We start from the raw sequence: 22,253 nt of genomic DNA, 5'->3' as shown, positions 1-22,253 counted from the left end.
AGAGGACACGTTTAAACTGAAAGCCTCTTCTTGCACAACCTTACAAACTCAGCATGTTTGGTTTCGAAATTATTTGCTGCAGTATTGATTGCTTCAGCAGCTTCCATGAACTGAGCGTGCTCCAAATCTTTTGAAATAGCACGCACATCCCCTCCTACAAAATTGGAGTGGACACTAACTTCTTCTAAGAGGGTGTCTATGCAATCAAGTAACTCTACATGCTTTGCAGCTATTTTCTTGTCCAGAAACTCGTGCTCCGGGTTTTTCCACGAATAGAGGTGTTGCTTTAGAGGATCAAACCACTCGGAGCGGAAAGCTGAACCAAAATCGTAACTTCGAAACGTCTCAAATTTATGTGTTCCTAAAGATACAAGGAATTCTTGATAGAGCCTCTTATCAGCTTCATTATCTTTTTCTCTCTTTTTGAGATAGAACTCAGTAAACAGTAGAATAGCGACAGCTGATAGAGAGGTTCCCAGTGCGCCCCAGTCCTTGCCCTGTAACAGAACGAGTGCTGAAGTCAAAAGCAAAATCCCACTAGCTATTTGATAGAAAATCATCATTTCTTTGCCTCCTAGTTTTTGATGATTTTAATCGTGTTCGTTTGTGGGGGACAACCGCTTCGGGTGTAAGATAGCCCCGTGACCCACATCCTCGCCATCATCGTCCCCGTCTTCGCCGTGGTGGCCGTCGGTTACCTGGCGGCCCGCTGGGGTTGGCTGTCCGCGGCGGACAACAGCGGCATCTCCAAGTTCGTCTTCGTCTTGGCGCTGCCGCTGCTGCTTTTCGACTCACTAGCGAACTTAGAGTCGCCCGGCGTCTTCCGTTGGCAGTTCCTGCTGTCCTTCTTCGCCGGGTCTTTCATCGTCTACGCGCTGGGGTATTTGCTCAGCAAATGGCTGTTTGGCGCGGCCCCGAAAGAGCAGGCCGTCTTCGGCCTGGGTGGGGCCTATTCCAATATGGTGCTGATCGGCCTGCCGGTGGTCTCGGCAGCCTTTGGCGAAGCCGGGCTGCTGCCCATGCTGATCCTGATCTCGTTGCACAGCGTGTTGTTGTTCAGCGTCTTTCTGCTGCTGATGGAGCGCGGCGACCCAGGCGACTGGCTCCGCCAGCTGCGCTTCTCTGCCCGCCAGCTGATGACCAACCCGCTGATCCTGGGCCTGTTGGCCGGTGTGCTGGCCCGGGCGCTGGGGCTGGGGCTGCCCGGCCCACTGGCCGAGGCGGTGCACATCATCGGCCAGGCGGCGCTGCCCTGCTCGCTGATCGTGCTGGGCGCCTCGCTGCGCGAGTACAAGATTGGCGGCGAGCTGGGCAAGGCCTGGGTGATCGTGGCGCTCAAACTGCTGGCCCAGCCGCTGATCGTCTGGGCGCTGGCCTTTCACGTCTTCGAGCTGGAGCCGCTGTGGGCGGCCGTGGCGGTGATCGCCGCGGCGCTGCCGGTGGGGGTCAACGCTTACATCATGGCTGAGCAGTACCAAGTGGGCCGGGCGACGATCTCGACCGCCATCCTGGTCTCGACGTTGCTGTCGGTGGTGACGCAGTCGCTGTTGCTCTCCATTTTGCTCTAGCCAACGCCTTGACAGAACTGTACGAATGTTCTATATTCTGTCTGATATTAGAACACTCGTTCACTGACGGAGGCTGAACAGATATGGCACGAGCAAAAGGCAACGAAAGCGCGAACGGCTCTCTCGAACCCGGCGACGAGCGCGGCAAGACCCTGCAGCGCACCCTGGATGACATCATGAAACGCTACGGCGAAGGCGCCATCATGCGCCTGGGCGAAGCCCACGGCATGCTGGTGGAGGCGGTGCCGACCGGCTCGCTCTCACTGGACATCGCCCTGGGCGTCGGCGGCATCCCACGCGGCCGTGTGACGGAGATCTACGGCCCGGAATCCTCGGGCAAGACCACCATCTGCCAGCACATTGTGGCCGAAGTGCAGAAGCGCGGCGGCACGGCGGCTTTCATTGATATGGAGCACGCCCTCGACCCGAAATACGCGGCGCGCTGCGGCGTGGATGTGGACAAGCTGCTGGTCTCCCAGCCGGACACCGGCGAGCAAGCCCTGGAGATCGCCGAAGCGCTGGTGCGCTCCGGCGCGGTGGACCTGGTGGTGATCGACTCGGTGGCGGCCCTGGTGCCGCGTTCCGAGATCGAAGGCGACATGGGCGATGCCACCATGGGCATGCAGGCTCGCCTGATGTCGCAAGCGCTACGCAAGCTGTCGGGCGCCATCAAGCAGACCAATACCTCGGTGGTGTTCACCAACCAGCTGCGCCAGAAGATCGGCGTGATGTTCGGCAATCCCGAGACGACCACCGGCGGCATGGCGCTCAAGTTCTACGCTTCGGTGCGCATGGACGTGCGCCGCATCCAGTCGATCAAGGTCGGGCAGGACGTCGTCGGCAACCGCACGCGGGTGCGCGTGGTCAAGAATAAGGTGGCCCCGCCGTTCCAGACCGCCGAGTTCGACATTATGTACAACGAAGGCATTTCCAAGTCCGGCGACCTGCTGGACCTGGGGGTGGCCTGTGAAGTGATCGACAAGCGCGGCTCTTTCTACAGCTACAACGAAGAACGCCTTGGCCAGGGCCGCGAGAGCGCCAAGGACTTCCTGCGCGACAACCCGGCGCTGGCGGAAACCATCGAAGCGCAGGTGCGCGAGAAAGTGCTGCAGGCGCCAGTATCGATGGAGATCATGGACGAGGATGGCTTGGAGGCTGAGCCGCTGGATGAAATGGAAGCACTGGAAGCCTGATCATAAAAAGGACGGCATTCGCCGTCCTTTTTCTTTTATCCCCTGCTGAACAGCTAGTATACTGACCGTATGCGCGCTTTCCCCCTCCGCCAATGGCTGGCTGGCGCCGGCCTGGTGCTGCTGCTGGCCGCCTGCACCCGCAGCGCGCTGCCGGCAGACCAGGGGCTGTTCATCCCACCGACTCTGGCGGGTGACACCGCTCCGCTGATCCTGGAGACGCATACCCCGCTGCCGCCCTCGCCGACGGCGCCTTGTGACAATGGCCTGGTCTTCCTGCAAGATCTGAATATCCCCGACGGCACGCACATGCTGGCCGGCCAAACCTTCGAGAAGAGCTGGCAGGTGCGCAATGATGGCAGCTGCCCCTGGGTGCGCGGCTATACGGTGCGGCTGGTGGGAGACGTGGCCATGGGCGCCATTGACCGACAAGCCCTGCCGGAGGTGCCGCCTGGGGAAACCGCTGCCATCACGATCCAGTTCCAAGCCCCGCAGCTGCCCGGCACTTACCGCAGCGCCTGGAAGGCTTTTGACCTGGGTGGCCAGGAATTTGGCGTGCAGATCTACGTGGAGATCATTGTCCAGTAATGCTGCCGCCCAGCAACCCCACCGCGATCAAATTTCAAGAGTTGTTGAAACGACTTGACCTTTCAGGTCAAGTCGTCGAATTCAGCCAGACCACTCGCACCGCAGCCGACGCGGCGGCCGCGATTGGCTGCGAAGTCGGCCAGATCGTCAAGTCGCTGATCTTTCGCGTGGCCCCGGACGGGGACGCGGTGCTGGCCTTCACCAGCGGCGCCAACCGCGTGGACGAGGCCAAACTGCGCGCCGCGGTGGGCGGCGAGCTGGCCAAGGCCGACGCCGACTTCGTGCGCCAAGTGACGGGCTACGCCATTGGCGGCGTGGCGCCTTTCGGTTACGCCCACCCGGCGCACACCTATATCGATGAAGCGCTGTTTCAATACGATCAGATCTGGGCCGCGGCCGGCACGCCGAATGCGGTCTTCCCGCTGACCGCCGTTGAGTTGCAGCAGCACACAGGCGGCCGCCGGTTGCAAGTGGCTTAGTCGCCGGCCACCGGCGCCAGGGCGAGCCAGCCGTTCTCAAAAACTTGCACCGGTTTGTATATCTGATTGATCTGGTAGGCCAATTCTTCAGAACGGGCTGTTTTGCTGCCCCCAAAGCGATTGGGCATATCTGTATCACCAGTGGTCAAGATGATCAGCGCAGGTTTGTGGCGCAGCACATCTTCAAAGAACTCTTCCAGATAGTCGGGTTGGGCGTACGCCTGGCGATAAAGGGGATATTGGTACACGAAGCGAGTTGGGCTTGTCCTCCGGGTTTCAAAGTTAATGCTTGTCTCCGCTCCAACCAGCAGGACTTGATCCTGGTCGCTGGTGTGTTGCTGGATATAGCTGATTACATCCAATGGCCTTTCAATGTTTTGGTTGGCGCGCAAGTTTTCCTCGTAGCGTGGGTAGATGTAGATCAGGATGCATACAAGCGAGAGCGCCAAAATTCGCTGAGCCGTCACAATTGTGGTTTTGGTAGCAAGCCAGCGCTCGATACGCGAGAAGCAATATCCTGCCATGACGGTCGCCATGGGCAGCAGCGCAATGAAATAGGGCAGACGTGGCCGCCCACTCATGGCAACCAATGCGAATTCAAGCACAAAAGCCAATGTCAGATATTGCAGGTAGCTACTAATGTGAGATACCGAGCTTGATTTGTCTTTCAGCCAGGCTGGAACTGCCAAGACAAACCCAGCCAATAGGAACACGGCCAAGCCAACACTACCCAAAGCTTGAAAGCCGCTGACCAGTGCGGAGATGCGTTCCCTAATCCCGCCTTCAGAGGCGTAGTGGATATTGAACAGAACCGCAGCATCCCACAGTTCAACCAAAGCAGAGTGATAGGCAAAATACAAAGCCACCGGGAGCGCTACAAGCACAACACCGGCCACCCCATTGAGGGCAGATCTTAGGATGAGGGTGGGCTTTCTGTTGATCGCCGCCCAAAGCAGCATCCAAGCGGCGGCTGCCACAAAAACGCCTACCGAATTCTGACGGAACACGACGGTGCCAGCAGTCAGAATACCCAGCCAGAACCAGGGCTTCTTGTCTTCCGGATTCTGAGTGAGCCTTAGCGCCAGCCACAGGCCGCCAGCCTGGAACGGCAGCGCGGGGAGCTGCGTCAGATTTCCCCCTGCCAGCATGTCCGACAACGCGACTAAAACCATCAGCATACTGAGTGCCGCGCTGGTTGTGCCAAATAGGCGCTTAACCAGCAGGAATAGCAGGACACTTGCTGCGCAAACGAACAACCATTCCAGCCCCCAAACTCCCCAAAGGCTTGCCGGATCCAGAGCCAACCCAAGAGCATCCAAGTAAAAGATGCCAGGGGTTTTGTGGTCCCAAACATCGCGATAGGGTATCTCTCCCTCTAAGATGCGCCATCCCGTGTACAAGAACACGCCGGAATCCCGGCTAATTGCCTGGCGATTGGCTGGGCTGCTGGGCCACAAGGCCACGGTTGTCAACAGGACCAGCGTTAGCAGAAGAATTGCATTGGTGTAAAAGGTCTTGTGAATGTCTACCCCCTTATATTCTGGATGTACTTGCCTAACGATGCTAACTCAAGGCGTGTTACCCGGCAATGCTGACGCGGGCAGGTCAAAATTATAGCCATTATTTCCTGAGAATCGGAAATACGTAACCGCGCCCGGCCTGATCTCTACCTCGGTACGTTTCCAGATGCCGAAGTGCGGGATGGCGATTTCATAGCGGCCCGGGGGCAGCTCCCCCAGCACAAAGTTCTCATTGTAATAACCGTCCGGCAGCAGCCGAGTTTGGGTGGCGTAGCTGTAGGCGTTGATGCGCCGGCGGTCCGCCAGGTTGCGCACTTCGACCAGCCGGTTCATCAGCGGAAAGTCGCGCGTGTCGGTAATGCGGCCGACCAGCACGCCGTAGCCATCAGTCGGGGCGATCCACAGCTCCGGGTTGTGCGTGAAGTACACGCTGTTTTCCCCCAGACGCACTTCAAAATGCAGGTGCGGCCCGCTGGACTGCCCGGTATTGCCCGAGAGGCCGATGACCTGTCCGGCGACCACCTGGTCGCCAAGCATCACTCGGGTTTCGCGCAAATGTGCATAGATGGTGTACAGCGGTTGCCCCTGATGGCCGAAGCTGTGGCGGATAGCCACAGAGATGCCATAGGGGTCTTCTAGGTAGCTGGGTGATCGATAGAAGAGCCCGTAATCTGCCCAGACCACTTCACCGGCCCCCGCCGCCAGGACGGGTGTGCCCGCATTCAGACTGACATCCAACCCGAGGTGCGGCAGGCTGTTGTCGCCGGTCTCTTGAAATACGCCATAGCGCTGGCTGGGGGGCAGGTTGTGCTGGCTCAGCGGCCAGTGCAGATAGAAATGGTCGTATGGGCCTAAGGCTATAGGCGCACTCAAGGACGTGGCTGAGCTCACTGGCGCTGTGGTCGGCTGCAGCTGCTCAGCGGAGAGTGGGAAGGGCGCCAGAGTGATTTCCGGATAGCCTGGCCACGGCGTGGGGCTGGCTGCCGGGGAGGGGGTCCACGCCGCGCTGGCTGAGGCCGCCTGAGTGTCTGTAATAAGCAGAGTGGCCGCAGGTGTGTTCCTGGGCAGCCCAGCCTGGCTTTGGCAGGCCGCCAAAGCCAAGCCGACGCAGCCCAGCGCCAGCCAGCCCAGCGGCTTCATGGCGACCCGCTGGCCAGCAGGCCGGCCAGTTCGTCTGCTGCGTAAAGCTGCAGCATGGCTGCTTCCCAGCTGAGCCCCTGGCGATATGCGAATTGGCTGAAGAGCGTGCCCGGGTAATAGCGCTGCCAGTTGTCCAAGGCTGCCGGGCGTTCAAAACCGTGGGCGGCGGCCAGGGCAGTAAAGTCGATCCAATAACCTTGCGGGATTTCATTGGCCGGTTGGCCCAGCGTGAAATCCCAAGGATGCGCCAGCAGAGGCAGCCCCAGCCCGCCATCTTGGCGGGCGGTGCGCAGGTAAACGCGCCAATAGGTCTGGCCGGCAAAGTCTTCGCGCACCGCCGCCAGCCAGCCGGCCGGCTGCAGGGCGGCATGCAGTTCAAAGGCACGCCCGGTGTACAGCCAGTCCTGCCCGCGGCCCGGCGGCAGCAAGCCGCTGAGCGGCACAAAGGCATTGTCCAGGCTGGAGAGAGCGTCCCAGCCCAGCAGTTGGGCCGTGCGCTGGCGCAGCAGGTCAAAGGCCGGCTCTGCCGCCGAGCTCAGCTGCGCACTGGGCGCCTGCACGCTATCCAGCGCGCTCAGCTCGGCGCTGGGGTTGATCGCCTCACTGGCCGCTGGAGCCATGGGCTGCGCTTGGGCTTGCAAGGTTGCGCCTAGGGCGGCCGGCCCCCAGGCCAGCCCATTCAGCGGGCCGGGCAGCGGCTGCGGGGCCAGCGCCAGGCCGCCATCGAGGTCGTAGCCCGTCAGGTAGCTGCGCTGGGCATCCCGCAATTCCGCCAGCACGGTTTCACCCGAGGGGCTCCATTGCGGGTTATGGCCGGCACCAAGCCGCCGCGCCGCGCCGGGGTTGCTCATGTCAAGCAGGTAGATGGCCCAGGTCAGGTCTTCTTGTTCGGACCAGGCCAACCAGCGGCCGTCTGGCGACCAGGCCGGGGCAGCTTGCGCCCGCGGGCTGGCGGCTATCAGCTGGAAGCGCTGCGCCCCGCTGTGCTCCAAATCCAACAGCCAAAGCTGCGCCAGGCCGCTACGCACGGAGACGAACGCGATCTGCTGCTCGCCCGGCCGCCAGGCAGGCTCAAAGTCCGCGGCGGCATGGTTGCTTAGGGGCACGGGGTCGACCGACGCGTCCAGCGGCCGCATGAAGATCTCCAGATTGCCGCCCAGGTCATGCTCGTAGGCCAGCCAATCGCCCCCAGGCGACCAACTGGGGTTGCCGTCGTAGGCGGCGTCATCGCTCAGGCGGTTGGTTTGTCCGCTGCTCAGCTCCATCAGGTAAAGATCCCAGTTGCCGCTGCGGTTGGAAGTGAAGGCCAGCTGGCCCCCGCTGGGACTGGCGGCTGGCTGCGCATCATCCCAGTCGCCGGCGGACAAGCCGGAGAGCTGGGCCGCCCCGGGCTGATACCAGGCGAGCTGCTGATACCCGGCGGCGTTGAGGCCGAGCAGGATGCTGCCCTGCGCCAATCCGCCCAAGCTGCTTGATGTGGCGGCGATTGTGGCTGGGGGTGGGATGGCTGGTGTGTCTGTTGGGGCGATTGTGCTGAGGCTGGGCTCGGGTGTGGGGCTGGCCGCCTGCGCCAAATCACTTTGGGCCAGAGCGGGCCAGGCCATGGCCAGCAGAAGGAAGGTGCTGCCGGCCAGAATGGCGAAGGAGAAACGGCGCAGGCCGGTGCGCGGGGGAGCGATATCAGAATCTCTGCTCATGTGCGGGAAGGAGGATGGAGCGGGCGATGGGACTCAGGCGGGATCGCCTCAGTTCCTGGCTCCGGTAGGTACCTCAAATTCGATTTGGCGCCGGTCCACTACATAGCGGGCGCGCTGCAAGATCTCGCCGGAAGAGGATGTTTCGCCTTCCTGCAGAGCGTTGCCTTCTACGTCTGCATAGAAGACCTGCATCTGCAGGCGGTATTGGCCGCCTGGCTGGGCTTCTCGCAAGTGCATGGTGAATTCCATTTCGGTGTCAATCGCTTCGACCACGCTGAGGTTGGAGACTGGCTGGTCGATGGAGTTCAGGATATCGATTTCGAGGTTAGGGCGTTTCTGGAACGGGGTCAGCGCAAACTTGACGTTCACCCGCCCGCCGTCGGGGCGTGGCTGGGCGGTTAGTTGGCGAATGCGCACTTCATCCGGGGGCAGCGGGGCTTCGTCCAGGCTGGTAAAGAAGATGTCCGACATACTAGGGATTATAGCTTGAGCGCACGGCTGGCCGGTGCTAACAGAGAAGCCGCCCACATCGGGCGGCTTCTCTGTTTATTTTTTAGCCTCCAAGTATGTAGCCGTAAACGAACAGCTGGTAGCTGTCGATCTCTCCTTCGGCGATCTCCGCCGGGCCTACGCTGATCTCGAAGAGGATGCTGTCGTCCGTTTCGGCGCAGATCCAGGCGGCGGAGACGGCGATGATGTTCCCGCTCGGGTCAAACAAAGCGGCCAACAACTCATGGGCATCACCGCGCACTTCGCCAACCTGCTTCACCTCTACACCCAGGTCAAAGACCGAGCCGGGCACGCTGTGGCACGAACCCGGCACTTCGCTGGCGCTGACGATCTCAAAGTCCTGCGGCTGCAGCACGGTGTTGGGGCCGGTAGGCAGCTCCAGGAAGACAGCTTCATAGCCTTCCCATTCGAGGCTGGCTGGGAATGTAACAATGAAGGGGGCATGCCCACCGGCTTCCAGCACGGGCAACTCGCGTGAACCGGCATCCACCGCCTGGCCGGCCGCGTCCAGCAGTCTGACCATCACCATCACGTCGTACAGGTCGCTGGCGCCATTGTTTTGCGCCAACCCGAACATCGCCAGCGTGTCTCCATTGAGGTACCAATTGATGTCGGCGAGGACCACGCCTTGCGCGCCTTCCAACGGGGGCACATTTGGCGGACTGGGCGGCTGCTCATCGACCTGCGCGGCGGTCGCCTCGGCGGGTTGCGGCGCGGCCGCGCCGCCGCAGGCTGCCAGCAGCAGGCAGAGGGCGCTCAATATTAGGAAGGACTTTGTCTTCATACGGTCACCTTTCAAGTTTGGCAATAGCATGCACCATAGCACGATTGGCACAGCCTCGCCAACGACGCAGAAGGCTTATTGTTGCGCGGCACATATAGTGGGTGGATTACAATGTTTTGCGGAGGACACATGCCCGACCATTTCGAGACCCTCGCCATCCATGCCGGCCAACCCGCCGACCCGCAAACCGGGGCGGTGATGACGCCGATCTACCAGACCTCCACCTATGCACAGCCGCGCGTGGGCGAACACAAAGGCTACGAATATTCCCGCACCGGCAACCCTACGCGCACCGCGCTGCAGGATTGCCTGGCGGCCCTAGAAGGGGCAGCCCACGGCCTGGCGTTTGGCTCTGGTCTGGCCGCCACCGACACCATCATTCGCACGCTTTCCCCCGGCGATGAAGTGCTGGTGGGCGGCGATGTGTACGGCGGCACCTTCCGCCTGTTCGACAAGGAATATCGCCGCTTTGGGCTGGTGTTTCGCTATATGGATGCGACCGACCCGGCCGCGGTGGACGCCGCGCTGAGCGATAAGACGCGCATGGTCTGGCTGGAAACGCCGACCAACCCCTACCTGCGCCTGGCGGACCTGGCTGCCATCGCAGAGCTGCTCAAGCAGCGCCCCAATGCCCCTCTGCTGGTGGTGGACAATACTTTCGCTTCTCCCTATTTGCAGCAGCCCCTCAAGCTGGGCGCCGATATTGTGCTGCACTCTGCCACCAAGTACCTGGGCGGCCACTCTGACTCGGTCTTGGGCTTGATCGCTTTGAATGATCAAACCCTGGCGGAACGCCTGGCATTCTTGCAGAACGCGGCCGGCGCTGTACCCGGGCCGATGGACTGTTTCCTGATCCTGCGCGGCCTGAAGACGCTGCACTTGCGCATGGACCGCCATGCGGCCAATGCGCAAGCCGTGGCGGCCTTTTTGGCCGACCATCCCAAGGTCAGCCAGTTGTACTATCCCTTCCACAGCTCTCACCCACAGCAAGCGCTGGCGCGCCGCCAGATGCGTAATGGCGGCGGCATGGTTTCGTTTGAGATAGCAGGCGGTGAAGCCGCCGCCCGCAAGATGGTGGAGCGCACGCGCATTTTCACATTGGCTGAGTCGCTGGGCGGTGTCGAATCGCTGATCGAAGTGCCGGCGGCGATGACTCACCTGTCCACTGCCGGTTCTCCGCTGGAGGTCAGCCCCAGCCTGGTGCGCCTGTCTGTCGGCCTAGAGCATGTGGATGACTTGATTACGGATCTGGAGCAGGCGCTGAGCTAACCCTAGGAGGTTGTGATGCCCGAAAACGAGAAGAAGGACAAAAGCCAGGACGCGATGGATGCCGCTTCTGAAGGCATGGGCCACGCCATCGGCGGTTTGGAGACCAGCTCGGCGGAGTTCACCGATTTTCTTGACAAGGTCATCAAGGAATTCAAAGAGGAATCGACTGGGGCCACGCTGCGTGAAGCGGCCCGGATCGTGATCGAGCGCGAAGATTTGGAGCAATACACGGACCGCGTCGAATCGATCCACATTTTTCTTAAAGCATTCCTGGGCGGCAAGAATACCGACTGGAGCGCCCTGGAAGAAGAAGATACCAAGCGGCGTTTACGCGACGACAAAACCCTGGGTGGCACGCCGGGATAAAGGGGATCGGTGCCACTCTCACCTATTCTTGCCTGCGAAGACGTCGCGGCGGCGATTAAGTATTACACACAAACATTAAGGGTTGAACTGGCCTGGCAAATGCCGCCTACCGACAAAGGTCAAGTCGAATTTGCTGGCGTAAAGCTGGGAGATGCCGAGATACTGCTGGGTATCACGGAGGGCTTTGTCGCCCTGCGGATATGTCCAAGCGCGGCACCGGTGTGCAGATCTATATCAACCTGGGCGAGGGCTTGAACATCGACGCAATCTACAAAGCGGCCCAAGACAGCGGTGCGCTGATCACCAAAGAAATCGAAACCCGTGATTGGGGTGAACGAGCCTTCAATGCCAGTGATTTGGATGGCTACAATTTAATGATTGCCCAGCAGCTCAAAAAAGAAGGATAAATAACCGCCTCGCTAAGCGCTGATTACTCGTCATAGAGCACGGTGGGCTCGGCGTAATAGCGCACACCTTTGCGTGCAATCCGCTCGCTGATCCAGCGCTCCAAAGCAGCGTTCTTGGCCTCGATCGGCCGGTCAGCGGAGAGCTCGTCCAGCGGGTAGTTGACGCGCAGGCCGCGCGGCGAGATCGTAAAGCGCGTGATGCCCGGCGGCAGCAGAATGCCGGCGGCGCACAGTTCCAAAACTTCTCCCGGTGTATAGGGTGGGTAGACCACGATGGCGGTCAGCTCTGCGTATTTGTCGCCCAGCTGCGAGACCTGCTGGGCCGTAGTGCGGTCCAGGGTGGCTTTGCCCATGTAGGCCCGGGCTACTTCCACCAGGCGGCGTGAGCGCCCGGCTAGGTCGTCCGGCTGGCTGCGCACGATGTGCGCTTTGCCGTCTGGCGTCTGCACCCACACCAGCGTTTTTATCGGCCAGCGCGACTGCGGGCGGCGCACGGTGGGGTCTATCTCCTGCATGCGGGTGTCTTCGATGCCGGCCAGCGTTTTCAAAAATTCGGCGGCATCCCAACCCCAGAGGACATGGTTCCACGTGTGCAGGTCCAGGCCTGGATCATTCGGGGCGACCACCTGGGCCAGGATGTGCGGCAAGCCCATTTGGCGGAAGGCCGTGCTGCGGTTGGCGCCGTCCAGCACCATGTAACGTCCCGAGCCGTCGGCCAGGGGCGTGACGATGGGCGGATTGCGCAGCACGCCGCTGGCGCGTAAGCGATCCACCAGCGGCTTGGCGCGCTGGTCGTCATGCCACTCGTGTGGCGTGAGCGATGCGGTGGGCAGGATTTGCAGTTGGGGCAGGTTGTGCGCCATGGCGCGTCCCCTAGCGCTGGATGAAGTCCAGCACGTCGATCTTGGTCAGAATGCCGATCGGCTTGCCGCCGTCAGTGACCAGGATGGCGCCATGCGTCAGCAGTTCGCTCATTGCATCGCCCAGGACCATCTCGGCCGAGAGGCTGGGCGGAGCGGGCTGCAGCAGGCTTTCGATGGGCTGCTCGCCGGGGCGCTCGTTCTTGCCATCCAGCAGGAAGGTCAGCAGGTCGCCCTCACGCACCAGGCCGGCTACATCTTCTTCGGCGTTGAGCACGGGCAGCTGCGAAATGCCGTATTCTTTCATCTGGGCGACGACTGCGCTGATGGTGTCCTGTGCTGAAGCGGCGATGAGCTGCGAAATATTCTTGGCGGCCAGGGCTTCGCGCAGAGAGGCTTCGCTCCACTCGGATTCGAGGAAGCCGTTCTCGCGCATCCACTTGTCATCGAAGAACTTGGAGAGGTAGCGCGAGCCGGAGTCTGGAAGCAGCACCACAGCCAGGCTGCCTGCTTCCAGCCCGGCGCAGTAGCGCATGGCGCCGGCCAGCGCCGAGCCGGCGGAGCCGCCGGCAAAGATGCCTTCTTCCGCCACCAGGCGCCGCGCCCAGGTGAAAGATTCTTTGTCGTTGACGCGCACGATCGCGTCCAGTTGGGAGAGGTCGCTGGTGGAAGGCAGGAAATCTTCGCCAATGCCCTCGACTTTGTAGGTGATGGCTTCGACGCCTTCCGGGATCTGGCCGTGGTTCTCCCAGATCTCTTTGAGGATCGAGCCTTCCACATCGACACCCACAATACGCACCTTGGGGTTCTGCTCTTTCAAATATTTGCCCACGCCGCTGTAGGTGCCGCCGGTGCCCATGCCGATGATCACATCGGTGACCTTGCCGCCGGTCTGCTCCCAAATTTCGGGGCCGGTGGTCTCATAATGGCTGCGCGGGTTGTCCGGGTTGTGGTATTGGTTGGCCAGGATGGCATTGGGGGTCTCTTTGGCCAGGCGTTCGGCGACACGGTAATACGAACGCGGGTCTTCGGGGGCCACCGCTGTGGGGGTGATGACCACTTTGGCGCCAAAGGCGCGCAGCAGCTGGATCTTCTCCTGGCTCATCTTGTCTGGCATGACGAAGACCGACTTGTAGCCGCGGATGGCGCACACGATGGCCAAGCCGACGCCAGTGTTGCCCGAAGTGGCCTCCACGACTGTGCCACCCGGCTTAAGCAGCCCCTGCTGCTCCGCCGAATCGATGATGGTGACGCCAATGCGGTCTTTGACCGAGCCGCCGGGATTAATGAACTCCACTTTGGCATACAGCGGCACAGGCAATTGCTTGGCCAGTTTGCTCAGGCGCACCAGCGGCGTATTGCCAATGGCGCCCATGATGCTGTCGTATACGCGTAATTCTTTGGATTCAGGCAGCCCTTGAGGTGTCATGCGAGTAGTTTACCGCGGTTGACCCTGGCTAATTGCAGTTATTTCTCAAGTGCTCTTCATAGGTGACGGCGAATACGTGCCAGCCGGAGCCGTCGCAGGCGGCCTGAAAGAAGAAATAGGGCGATTGCGGCGGTTGGGCCACCGCTTGCAGGGCCGCCAGGCTGGGCGCGGCAATCGGGCCGGGCAGCTGCTCGTAACGATAGCTGTTGTACGGTGAATCCAGCCCCAGATCGCTAAAGGTCAGCGGGCGCGGCCACCAGCCGCCGCGGGCCGCGTCGTACCCCACCGCATATTGCACCGTGGGGTCGGCCTCCAACTTCATACCGATTTGCACGCGGTTGGCGAAGACGGCCGCGATGGCCGGGATTTCCTCGGCGATCACGGCTTCGCGCTGCACGATCGAGGCGAGGATGAAGGCCTGGTGCTCGCTGAGGCCCTGGGCGGCAAAGCCCTGGCGCAGGGCCGCGTCCAGCACTTGCTGGTAGCCCTGTTCGAGCAGCAGCTCCAGCGTTTGCAGTGCATCATGTTCGCGCGGGATCTCGTAGCTGCCCGGCAGCAAATACCCTTCCAGGCTGCTGCCGCTGGGCAGACCGGCGGGCAGCGGCAGGCTGGCGGGCGGCGTCCAAGCCGCCCGCAAAAAGTCTTCAGGGCTGAAGGCCACCCCGGCGCTGGGCAGACTGGCGGCGATCTCCTCCAGCCGCCAGCCGGGCAGGACCACCAGCGTGACCGACCCCGGCGTGGGGTCGAGCAGGGCGGCGGCCAGTTCCGGGGCGTTCATGGCCGGGCTGAGTTGGTAGCTGCCCGCTTGCAGCTGCGTGTCCAGCCCGCTGTAGACTAGATAGCTCGAGAACAAGCCGGCTTCGCGTACCAGTCCGGCGTCTTGCAGGCGATTGACCAACTGAAGGGTGGGTTCGCCCAGGGCGATGTCAAACCGCACCGGCTGGGCGCCCGGATCCACGGGGCGCAGCAGGGCATCGGCTCGCCAACCCAACTCCAGGCCCAGGCGTGTGCGCTGCAGGCTGCTCAGCCCGGCCGCTGGCGGGCCGAAGTGATTTTCGGTCCGGGCGATCAGGCCGTTGAAGGCAAAGAAACCTACAAAGGCCAGCACGGCCAGCAGGCCCAGCGCCACGAGGCAGGACAGCGAGCGCGGCATGCTATTCCGCCTGCCTTTCATCTAAGTATTCTTGCAGAATGACGGCGGCCGCTTCAGCGTCCACCGATCTTTGTTTTTTCTTGCGGCTGAATTCCATCTCCTGGCGCACGCGCAGCGCCTTCTGAGTGGTGAAGCTCTCCTCCACTAGGTCGACATCCAGCCCGGTCAGGCCGCGCAGCCGCTCCGCCATGCGGGCGGCTTTGCGCCCGCTGCGGGTGGGGCGGCCGTGCTCATTGAGCGCCAGGCCGACCACGATGCGTCCCACGCCGTGCTCTGCGGCGATGGCCGCCACGCGCTCGGCGTCCTTGTCGCGGGCAATGTGCTGGATGATCTGCAAGGGCCGCGCCAGCGTGCCGCTGGGGTCGCTGATCGCCAGCCCAATGCGCACTTCTCCAGGGTCTACGGCTAAAACCTTCATCGCCGACAAGTTAACCACAAAGACACAAGGAGCACAAAGCGAAACGGATGTGGGGTATTGCTGACCCTGCAGGATAAAATCGCTCCACTGCAAAGGAGTTTCTTTTATGACCACTTCAGCTGAAGTTTGTATCCCCAACATCAACACCGCCGAGAGGCGCAAGCGCCTGACCTTTGGCATCTTCGCCTTTATCGCCGCCCTGGTCCTGCTCTGGCTGTTCGTCTCCAATGATCTACATCCCACCTGGCGTCTCTTGCTCTTCATGCCCTTCGCCGGGGCCGCTTCAGGCTTCTTCCAGTGGAAGGACCAAACCTGCGTGGGTTTTGCCGCACAGAATGCCCGCAAGATCGGCGAAACGCTGGAAAAGATCGAAGACGCTGGTGAATTGGCGCAGGTCAAACAACAAGCGCAACGTGTGCAGTTAAAAGCGGCCATTACTGGCGTAGTGCTGACTGCTTTGACGCTGCTGATTTAGCTGCGCGGAAGTAACAAAAACTGGGGCGGGATTTTTCCCGCCCCAGTTTTTGTTTATTGAACTTATCTTCACCAACGTAGTGATATCTACGATAACTGGGCTACGTGCCGGCCAGTTTGTCTTTCAACCAGAATTCTGCCTGCCCTAAAGCTTCTGTGATTTTTCCGTTATCGTCGCCGCCAGCCTGGGCCAGGTCCGGCTTGCCGCCGCCGCTGCCGCCCAGCGGCGCGGCGGCCAGTTTGACCAGCTCGCCAGCGTGCAGGCCGCGGCCCACCAGGTCCTTGGTGATCGCCGCGATCAGCGTGGCGCGGCCGTCGGCCAGGCCAGCCAGCAGGGCCACCCCACTGGGGTACTGCTGGCGGAAGCGGTCCGCCAGGCTGCGCAGGGCTTCAGCGTCTGCGCCGGGCACCACCGCGGTGAGCAGCGGCACTCCTGCCACCTCAGGCACGTTGGCCAACACGTCTTGCAGGCCTTCCTGGGCGCGGGCCACCTTGTACTCGGAAATTTCTTTGTCCATGCGGTTGAGCTCAGACTGCAGCGCCAACGCCTTTTCGGGCAGCTCTTCCGGCGTGGTCTTGAGCGTGCGCGCCGCGGCGCTCAACGCCGCGTGGCGCTTTTCGGCCAGGGCATACGCCGCCCGGCCAGTGACCGCCTCAATGCGGCGGATGCCGGCCGCTGCGCTGCCCTCGCTGGTCAGCAGGAACAGGCCCACATCGCCGGTTTGGCTGAGGTGCGTGCCGCCGCACAGCTCGTAGGAGAAGGGCTGGCCTTCACCGATGGCCACAGTGCGCACCTCGGCGCCGTATTTCTCGCCAAAGAGGGCCATGGCGCCTTCGGCCTTGGCCTCATCCAGCGATTTGTATTCGATCACGACCGGATAGTTGTCCAGCGCCCAATTGTTGACCTTGGCCTGAATTTCGGCCAGCTCTTCTTTGGTCAGGGCCCGGGGATGGGTGAAGTCGAAGCGCAGCCGGTCTGGGGCCACCAGCGAACCCGCCTGGCGAGCATGTTCACCCAGCACCTGGTGCAGGGCAGCGTGCAGCAGGTGGGTGGCGGTGTGGTTGCGCATGATGTCCTGGCGGCGGACGCGATCCACGCTCGCCCGGGCGGCATCGCCCACGGCGGGCCGGCCTTCCAGCACCTGGCCAATGTGCACCACCGCCCCAGCCGCGGGTTGCTGCGTGTCGCTGACGCGGATGCGCCAGCCCGCCCCGTTGGCGGAGACGATGATGCCGGTGTCGCTGATCTGGCCGCCGGAGGCCACATAGAAGGGCGTGGCGGGCAGCAGCACACCAACCGTGTCGCCCGGCTCGGCTTGCGGCACGGGCTGGCCGTCGCGCATCAGCGCCAGCACTTCGCCCTCCGCTTCCAGCGGCCCATAGGGGTCGTAAGCCACGCCGCTTTTGCCCAGCTTGCCGGCGCCTTGCAATTCTTTGAGGACCTCGGCGTAGGCGCCGGCTTGTTCGCCGCCCAAGGCGCCCATGGCCTGGCCGCCGCCGGAGGCCAGGCGGTGGGTTTCCATGGCGTCCTGGAACCCGGGTTCGTCTACGTCCAGGCCGCGTTCGCGCACGATGTCGCGGGTGATCTCGAAAGGCAGGCCGTAGGTGGCGTACAGCTCAAAGGCGGCCGCACCGGAGAGGGTCTTTTCGCCCTTGAGGCCGGCCAGCAGCTCTTCCAAATGGGCCAGGCCGCTTTCCAGCGTCTGGGCAAAGCGCTCTTCTTCGCGGGTCAGGTTATCCAGGATGGTCTTACGGTTCTTTTCCAACTCCGGGTATGCCTCGCCATACTGCTCGATGATCGCCTCGGCCAGCGGGGCCAGGAACGGCCCCTGCAGGCCGAGCTTGCCGCCAAAGCGGGCGGCGCGGCGGATGATCATGCGCGCCACGTAGTTGCGGCCCAAATTGCCCGGCACCACGCCGTCAGCGATCAGGAAGGCCGCCGCACGGCTGTGGTCGGCGATGACGCGGTAGGGGGTGTAGTTGGCGTCGCGCTCGGCATCGCTGTGGCCAGTGAGCTGCTGCAGCTTGGCGATAATCGGCGTGAATAAATCGGTGCGATAGTTGGAGTCCACGCCTTGCAGCACCGAGACGATGCGCTCCAGGCCCATGCCCGTGTCGACATGCATGGCGGGTAGCGGATCCAGCTGAGTGGCGCTGCTGCGGTTGTATTGGATGAAGACCAGGTTCCACAGCTCCACGAAGCGCGGCCCGTCGAGGTCCACCTGGCCGGCTGCGGTCTGGGTCAGTTCGCCCTTTGCTGGGCCAAGGTCGATGTGGATTTCGCTGTTCGGGCCGCAGGGGCCGGTGTCGGCCATCTCCCAGAAGTTGTCCTTGCGCCCCAGGTAAATGAGATGCGTTGGGTCAAAGCCGGGCTGGGCCAGCCAGGCTTCGGCGGCCTCGTCGTCGGTGGGGATGTCGCCCTGGTCGTCCTTGAACACCGAAGCGTAAAGCTGCTCCGGCGGCAGGCCCCACTCCTTGGTCAGCAGTTCCCAGGCCCAGGCAATGGCCTCTTTTTTGTAATAGTCGCCAAAAGACCAGTTGCCCAGCATCTCAAAGAAGGTGTGGTGCGTGTCGTCTGTGCCGACATCTTCCAGATCGTTGTGCTTTCCGGCCACGCGCAGGCACTTCTGCGAATTGGCGGCGCGTACATAAGGCCGCTGGTCGGTGCCGAGGAAAACATCTTTGAACTGCACCATGCCCGAATTGGTGAAGAGCAGGGTGGCATCCCCGCCCGGCACCAGGGAGGAGGAGGGCACAAAGGTGTGCCCATACTTCTTGATAAAGAAATCAATGAATGATTGCCGGATTTGGTTGGCAGTGGTTGGTGTTGGCATGGCGCAATTATAGTGGACTGCGCCGCCAGCAGGGGCGCAGCCTGTTGCTGCGCCTTGCCAGGTCAGCCCGCGTTCAGGAAAGCCAGCAGCGCCTCGCGCTCGGCGTGGGTCAACTCGTGGCCGCCGGGATGCGAGAACTCCTCCACCGTGGCGCCGGCCGCCTGCAGGGCAGCGATGACCGCCGCGGCTGCGCCCGGCGGCATCATGCCGTCTTGCAGGCCGTGGGTCACCAGGTAACGCCCGCCGCTGAGATTCACCTGCGGCGGGTCGAAGGGCAACATGCAGTGCAGCAGGGCCGCCCGGCGCAGCAGGCTGGGGTAGCGCAGCAGCGTGGCCAGGATCATGTTAGCCCCATTGGAGTAGCCCACAAAGGCAGCCTGCTCAGGGTTGAGGTCGTGCTGCTGGTTCCAGGCCGCCAGGAAGGCGGCCAGCTTTTCGGTCTCGGTGCGGATGCTTTCCTGGTCGAAGACGCCCATCGCCTGGCGGGCGAAGAAACGCGGCATGCCGCCTTCTTGCACGTTGCCGCGCAGGCCAACCAAGTTGTATTGCTCAGCCAGCGGTTCCACCAGCGGCAGCAGATCGCGCTCGTTGCCGCCTGTGCCGTGCAACAGGAACAAGGTGCGTGAGCGCCCATTGTCTACGTGCACGTGGGTGAAGTAATTCAGCGCGGTGCCGTCCATTACTGCTGGACCGTTACGGGGGTGAGCCCGGCTTCGATTTGCTCGCGGTGCGGCTCCAGGAAAGGCGGCAGCGCCAGGCGCTCGCCCAAGGTGGCGGCGTCTTCGTCGGCGGTGAAGCCGGGGCCGGACGTGGCGATCTCGAAGAGCACGCCAGCCGGGGTGCGGAAATACACAGACTTGAAATAGTAGCGGTCAATCACTTCGGTGGGCTGCAGGCCCAGGCGGCGCACCTGCTCACGCAGTTCATTTTGCGCGCCGTCATCTTCGGCGGTGAAGGCGATGTGATGCACGGTGCCGGAGGCGTTGCGGCCGGGGCCGGCGTCCGGGTCCACTTGCAGTTCCAGATAGGCGCTGCGCTGCACGCCTGGCTGCACGTAGAGGCTGAGATCGCCCTCTTCGGCCATCCGTTCATAGCCGAAGGATTGGATCAGGATCGGTTCGATCAGACTCTTGTCGTTGACCAGCATGCGGGCGGAATGGAAATGACGGATGGCCTGCTCCACGCCGACCTGGCTGGTGGTCCAGACCTGGGATGTGTCGGCAGGCAAATCGTCCACGCCCACCAGCTCCAACTGCTGGTTGTCCGGGTCATAGAAGACCAGGCGCTCCCAGCCGAACTGGTTGCCCAGCGGCTCCTGCGTCACGCCCAGCGCCTCAAAGCGCGCCTGCCAGAAAGGCAGGCTGGCGGCGGGCACCGCCAGCGAAGTGGTGGTCACCTGGCCGGCGCCGCGGCTGCCAGTGGCCACCCGCGGGAAAGTGAAGAAGGTCAGGTCCATGCCCGGCCCGCCGGTTTGGTCGCCGAAGAAGAGATGGTAAGCGGAGACGTCGTCCTGGTTGACGGTCTTCTTGACCAGGCGCAGGCCGAGGGTCTGTGTATAAAAATCGACTAGGCGTTGTGGGTCGGAACCGATGGCGGTGATGTGGTGGATGCCTTGAGCAGTGCGCATGGGTTTACCTCATTCTAAAATCTGCGGTCGGAATACTGTATGGACTCGGCCAAGTGCAGTCATCTTACAGCACTCTGTGTCATTCTGAGCGGGTGGCGAGCTTTCACCGGGACGCGGATCCTGACCCGCGAAGAATCTGTACAACCGTCTCTTCGGAGAAACCTGAAACCACGTGCGACCTGCCGGCCAGGTCACGCCAGCCAGGCGCCCTCCAACTGCAGCAGCTTGATCTTGCGCTGGCTGCTCATCTCCCCGCCGTAGCCGCCCAGACTGCCGTCTGAGGCGACCACGCGGTGGCAGGGCACCACGATCGGGATCGGGTTGCGGCGCAGGGCTTGTCCTACGGCTCGCACAGCCTTCGGCATCCCCAGCCGTTTGGCGATCTGGCTGTAGGTGGTCACCTGGCCGCGCGGCACGCGGCGGGCCTCCTCCAGCACACGCTGTTGGAAGTCAGTCAGCGCGCTGAGGTCTACATCCAGTGAAAGCTGTGTGCTGTCCTGCGCCAGGTAGGCCGAGAGCTTGTCTTTGATGTCCGCCAGAGCGGTCGCGGAACGCTGGGCCGCTTGCCCCGGGCGGATTTTGTGCAGATACGCCAGCAGATCCGCTTCCGTGCCGCCGTATTCCACGGCCAGCAGCCCTTGAGGGCCAACGGCCAGCCACAGCGGCCCCAGCGGGCTGTCCTCCAGCCGGTCATAGTGGATGGGCTGCAGCGCGCTTTGCAAGGCGCGCAGGGCGGCCTGGGCCGCGGCGGGCGGCGGGCCGGCCTGGTACAGACCGTCCAGTGCCTGGCTCAATCCATCCGGCGCGCTGGCGCCGTCTTCAACCCAGTCGATGTAGGGATTAGTCATGTTCGTTCTCCTTGAACCATTGGCGCAGTTTCTTGAGCGCCTGGTAGACGTTGGCGCGGGCCGCGGCCTGGCTGCAGCCCAGCGCGGCGGCCACTTCGGCGTAGTCCAGTTCCTGGTATTTGCGCAGCATCAGAGCAGCTTGCTGGCGGGCCGGCAGGCTGCGCACGGCGCGCCGCAGCTGCGCCAATTGGTGGCGCTGGGTCACGGCCGCTTCCACGCCCCCGGGGGCAGCCAGCGGCTCCAGCCATTCGGTTTCACGGGCGGCCCGACGGGCGCCCTGCACCTGGCGGCTGCGGGCGGTATTGGTGGCGATCTTGTACAGCCAGGCGCGCAAGAAACGCGTATCGTGTATTTTCCCGTAGGCGCGCAGGGCGCGCACAAAGGCGTCTTGCAGGCAGTCCTGCGCTTCGGCCTCGTCGCCCAGCAGCCGCCACAGGTAAGCGTGCAACTCGCGGCCGTGCGCTTCCACCAGCTCGCTAAAGTCAGGTTTGTTCATCTAATCCCTATAACCATCATAACTGCCGCTTTGTGAAATATTGCCAGCGTATAATTCCCCCGTATTGGAGGACGTATGAACCTGGCTGCCATCAGAGATATCTTCGAATACAACTACTGGGCCAACAAGCTACTGCTCTCCAAGGCGGAGCAGCTGACCATTGAGCAGTTCCGCCAGCCGACCTCGTTCAGTTGGGGCAGCCTGCGCGGCACGTTGGCTCACATTGTGGACGGCGAGCTTGGCTGGCGGGTCATATTCCAGCAGGGCCTGGCGAAATTTGATGTTTTGGTTGGTGAGCATTTCCCTGATGTGCCTTCAATGCGGACGCGCTGGGAGCAGGACGAGGCCGAGATGTGGGCCTACCTCAAGGGCCTCAAAGACACCGACCTGGCCGCGACGATTACCTTTGACGATGAGGGCTGGACTGTGAAGCGCACCCTGTGGCATTGCCTCTGGCACGTGGTCAACCACGGCATGCAGCACCGCAGCGAGTGCGCCGCCATGCTGACAGACTTTGGCCAATCGCCTGGCGACATCGACTTCACGGTGTTCCTCTACCAACGCGACGGCTGAACGGCATGGCAGGCTATAATGCC

General features: G+C 62.4%; 24 protein-coding genes. 9 read left to right on the top strand and 15 right to left on the bottom strand.

The genetic code is table 11. The annotated features are described in order from the left end of the window. Positions 1-11: 11 nt before the first annotated feature. The gene (locus tag KF885_00225; protein ID MBX3047581.1) at positions 12-563 is read right to left on the bottom strand and encodes a hypothetical protein; all 552 of its coding nucleotides are present in this window, start codon (positions 561-563) and stop codon (positions 12-14) included. A gap of 78 nt (positions 564-641) precedes the next feature. Here KF885_00225 and KF885_00220 point away from each other — a divergent pair, with 78 nt between their 5' ends. From KF885_00220 to KF885_00205, 4 genes are all read left to right on the top strand, one after another. Beyond that, complete coding sequence (locus KF885_00220) at positions 642-1,568, top strand: AEC family transporter (GenBank protein MBX3047580.1); 927 nt, start codon at positions 642-644, stop codon at positions 1,566-1,568. 83 nt (positions 1,569-1,651) lie between these two features. Next, a complete protein-coding gene (gene recA, locus KF885_00215) occupies positions 1,652-2,761 on the top strand; it encodes a recombinase RecA (protein ID MBX3047579.1) in 1,110 nt (369 codons plus the stop codon). Positions 2,762-2,830: 69 nt separating this feature from the next. Then, positions 2,831-3,346 carry a hypothetical protein gene (locus tag KF885_00210; GenBank protein ID MBX3047578.1) on the top strand — a complete coding sequence of 172 codons (516 nt, stop codon included), beginning with the start codon at positions 2,831-2,833 and terminating at the stop codon, positions 3,344-3,346. Between the two features lie 44 nt (positions 3,347-3,390). After that, complete coding sequence (locus KF885_00205) at positions 3,391-3,825, top strand: YbaK/EbsC family protein (GenBank protein ID MBX3047577.1); 435 nt, start codon at positions 3,391-3,393, stop codon at positions 3,823-3,825. Here KF885_00205 and KF885_00200 read toward each other — a convergent pair. The 5 genes from KF885_00200 to KF885_00180 form a co-directional block, all read right to left on the bottom strand. Then, positions 3,822-5,297: a glycosyltransferase family 39 protein gene (locus KF885_00200; GenBank protein MBX3047576.1), complete on the bottom strand. Its 1,476-nt coding sequence runs from the start codon at positions 5,295-5,297 to the stop codon at positions 3,822-3,824. The genes KF885_00205 and KF885_00200 overlap by 4 nt on opposite strands. Positions 5,298-5,393: 96 nt before the next feature. Next, a complete protein-coding gene (locus KF885_00195) occupies positions 5,394-6,485 on the bottom strand; it encodes a peptidoglycan DD-metalloendopeptidase family protein (GenBank protein ID MBX3047575.1) in 1,092 nt (363 codons plus the stop codon). Continuing rightward, positions 6,482-8,182, bottom strand: a complete 1,701-nt coding sequence (locus KF885_00190; GenBank protein ID MBX3047574.1) for a PD40 domain-containing protein — start codon at positions 8,180-8,182, stop codon at positions 6,482-6,484. Before KF885_00190 ends, KF885_00195 begins: the two co-directional genes overlap by 4 nt. Before the next feature lie 48 nt (positions 8,183-8,230). Continuing rightward, complete coding sequence (locus KF885_00185) at positions 8,231-8,653, bottom strand: hypothetical protein (GenBank protein ID MBX3047573.1); 423 nt, start codon at positions 8,651-8,653, stop codon at positions 8,231-8,233. Positions 8,654-8,735: 82 nt separating this feature from the next. After that, positions 8,736-9,476, bottom strand: a complete 741-nt coding sequence (locus KF885_00180; GenBank protein MBX3047572.1) for a hypothetical protein — start codon at positions 9,474-9,476, stop codon at positions 8,736-8,738. 111 nt (positions 9,477-9,587) lie between these two features. On the opposite strand from KF885_00180, the gene KF885_00175 reads away from it, so the two are divergent. The 3 genes from KF885_00175 to KF885_00165 all read left to right on the top strand — a co-directional run bounded on the left by KF885_00175 (position 9,588) and on the right by KF885_00165 (position 11,518). Then, on the top strand, positions 9,588-10,745 hold the full coding sequence (locus tag KF885_00175) for a cystathionine gamma-synthase (protein MBX3047571.1): 1,158 nt from the start codon (positions 9,588-9,590) through the stop codon (positions 10,743-10,745). Between the two features lie 15 nt (positions 10,746-10,760). Further along, on the top strand, positions 10,761-11,111 hold the full coding sequence (locus KF885_00170) for a hypothetical protein (protein ID MBX3047570.1): 351 nt from the start codon (positions 10,761-10,763) through the stop codon (positions 11,109-11,111). A gap of 200 nt (positions 11,112-11,311) precedes the next feature. Further along, entirely contained in the window at positions 11,312-11,518 is a 207-nt protein-coding gene (locus tag KF885_00165; GenBank protein ID MBX3047569.1) for a hypothetical protein, read from the top strand. Between the two features lie 23 nt (positions 11,519-11,541). Here KF885_00165 and KF885_00160 read toward each other — a convergent pair whose 3' ends face one another. From KF885_00160 to ruvX, 4 genes are read right to left on the bottom strand one after another with little or no spacing between them, the layout of a single operon-like run. Beyond that, positions 11,542-12,381 (bottom strand): hypothetical protein, encoded by an 840-nt coding sequence (locus tag KF885_00160; protein ID MBX3047568.1) that lies wholly within the window; start codon positions 12,379-12,381, stop codon positions 11,542-11,544. A gap of 10 nt (positions 12,382-12,391) precedes the next feature. After that, positions 12,392-13,807, bottom strand: a complete 1,416-nt coding sequence (locus KF885_00155) for a cystathionine beta-synthase (protein ID MBX3047567.1) — start codon at positions 13,805-13,807, stop codon at positions 12,392-12,394. Positions 13,808-13,835: 28 nt separating this feature from the next. After that, entirely contained in the window at positions 13,836-14,960 is a 1,125-nt protein-coding gene (gene mltG / locus KF885_00150; protein MBX3047566.1) for an endolytic transglycosylase MltG, read from the bottom strand. 1 nt (position 14,961) lies between these two features. Further along, positions 14,962-15,378 carry a Holliday junction resolvase RuvX gene (gene ruvX / locus KF885_00145; protein ID MBX3047565.1) on the bottom strand — a complete coding sequence of 139 codons (417 nt, stop codon included), beginning with the start codon at positions 15,376-15,378 and terminating at the stop codon, positions 14,962-14,964. Between the two features lie 106 nt (positions 15,379-15,484). Between ruvX and KF885_00140 the strand changes: the two genes are divergently transcribed. Continuing rightward, complete coding sequence (locus KF885_00140) at positions 15,485-15,853, top strand: hypothetical protein (GenBank protein ID MBX3047564.1); 369 nt, start codon at positions 15,485-15,487, stop codon at positions 15,851-15,853. A 100-nt stretch (positions 15,854-15,953) separates the two neighbouring features. Here KF885_00140 and alaS read toward each other — a convergent pair whose 3' ends face one another. The 5 genes from alaS to KF885_00115 form a co-directional block, all read right to left on the bottom strand. Beyond that, complete coding sequence (gene alaS, locus KF885_00135; GenBank protein ID MBX3047563.1) at positions 15,954-18,686, bottom strand: alanine--tRNA ligase; 2,733 nt, start codon at positions 18,684-18,686, stop codon at positions 15,954-15,956. 62 nt (positions 18,687-18,748) lie between these two features. Next, a complete protein-coding gene (locus tag KF885_00130; GenBank protein ID MBX3047562.1) occupies positions 18,749-19,366 on the bottom strand; it encodes an alpha/beta hydrolase in 618 nt (205 codons plus the stop codon). Further along, positions 19,366-20,313 (bottom strand): ring-cleaving dioxygenase, encoded by a 948-nt coding sequence (locus KF885_00125; GenBank protein ID MBX3047561.1) that lies wholly within the window; start codon positions 20,311-20,313, stop codon positions 19,366-19,368. The genes KF885_00130 and KF885_00125 overlap by 1 nt, the downstream gene beginning before the upstream one ends. A 191-nt stretch (positions 20,314-20,504) precedes the next feature. Beyond that, complete coding sequence (locus tag KF885_00120) at positions 20,505-21,161, bottom strand: methylated-DNA--[protein]-cysteine S-methyltransferase (GenBank protein ID MBX3047560.1); 657 nt, start codon at positions 21,159-21,161, stop codon at positions 20,505-20,507. Beyond that, a complete protein-coding gene (locus tag KF885_00115) occupies positions 21,154-21,657 on the bottom strand; it encodes an RNA polymerase sigma factor (GenBank protein ID MBX3047559.1) in 504 nt (167 codons plus the stop codon). Before KF885_00115 ends, KF885_00120 begins: the two co-directional genes overlap by 8 nt. Before the next feature lie 75 nt (positions 21,658-21,732). Here KF885_00115 and KF885_00110 point away from each other — a divergent pair, with 75 nt between their 5' ends. Then, a complete protein-coding gene (locus KF885_00110) occupies positions 21,733-22,230 on the top strand; it encodes a DinB family protein (GenBank protein ID MBX3047558.1) in 498 nt (165 codons plus the stop codon). Positions 22,231-22,253 lie beyond the last annotated feature (23 nt).

The organism is Anaerolineales bacterium (assembly GCA_019637805.1).
Lineage (GTDB): Bacteria > Chloroflexota > Anaerolineae > Anaerolineales > UBA11579 > JAMCZK01.
The sequence above is the reverse complement of the archived record's forward strand: the minus strand, read 5'-3'. Positions and strand labels throughout refer to the sequence as shown.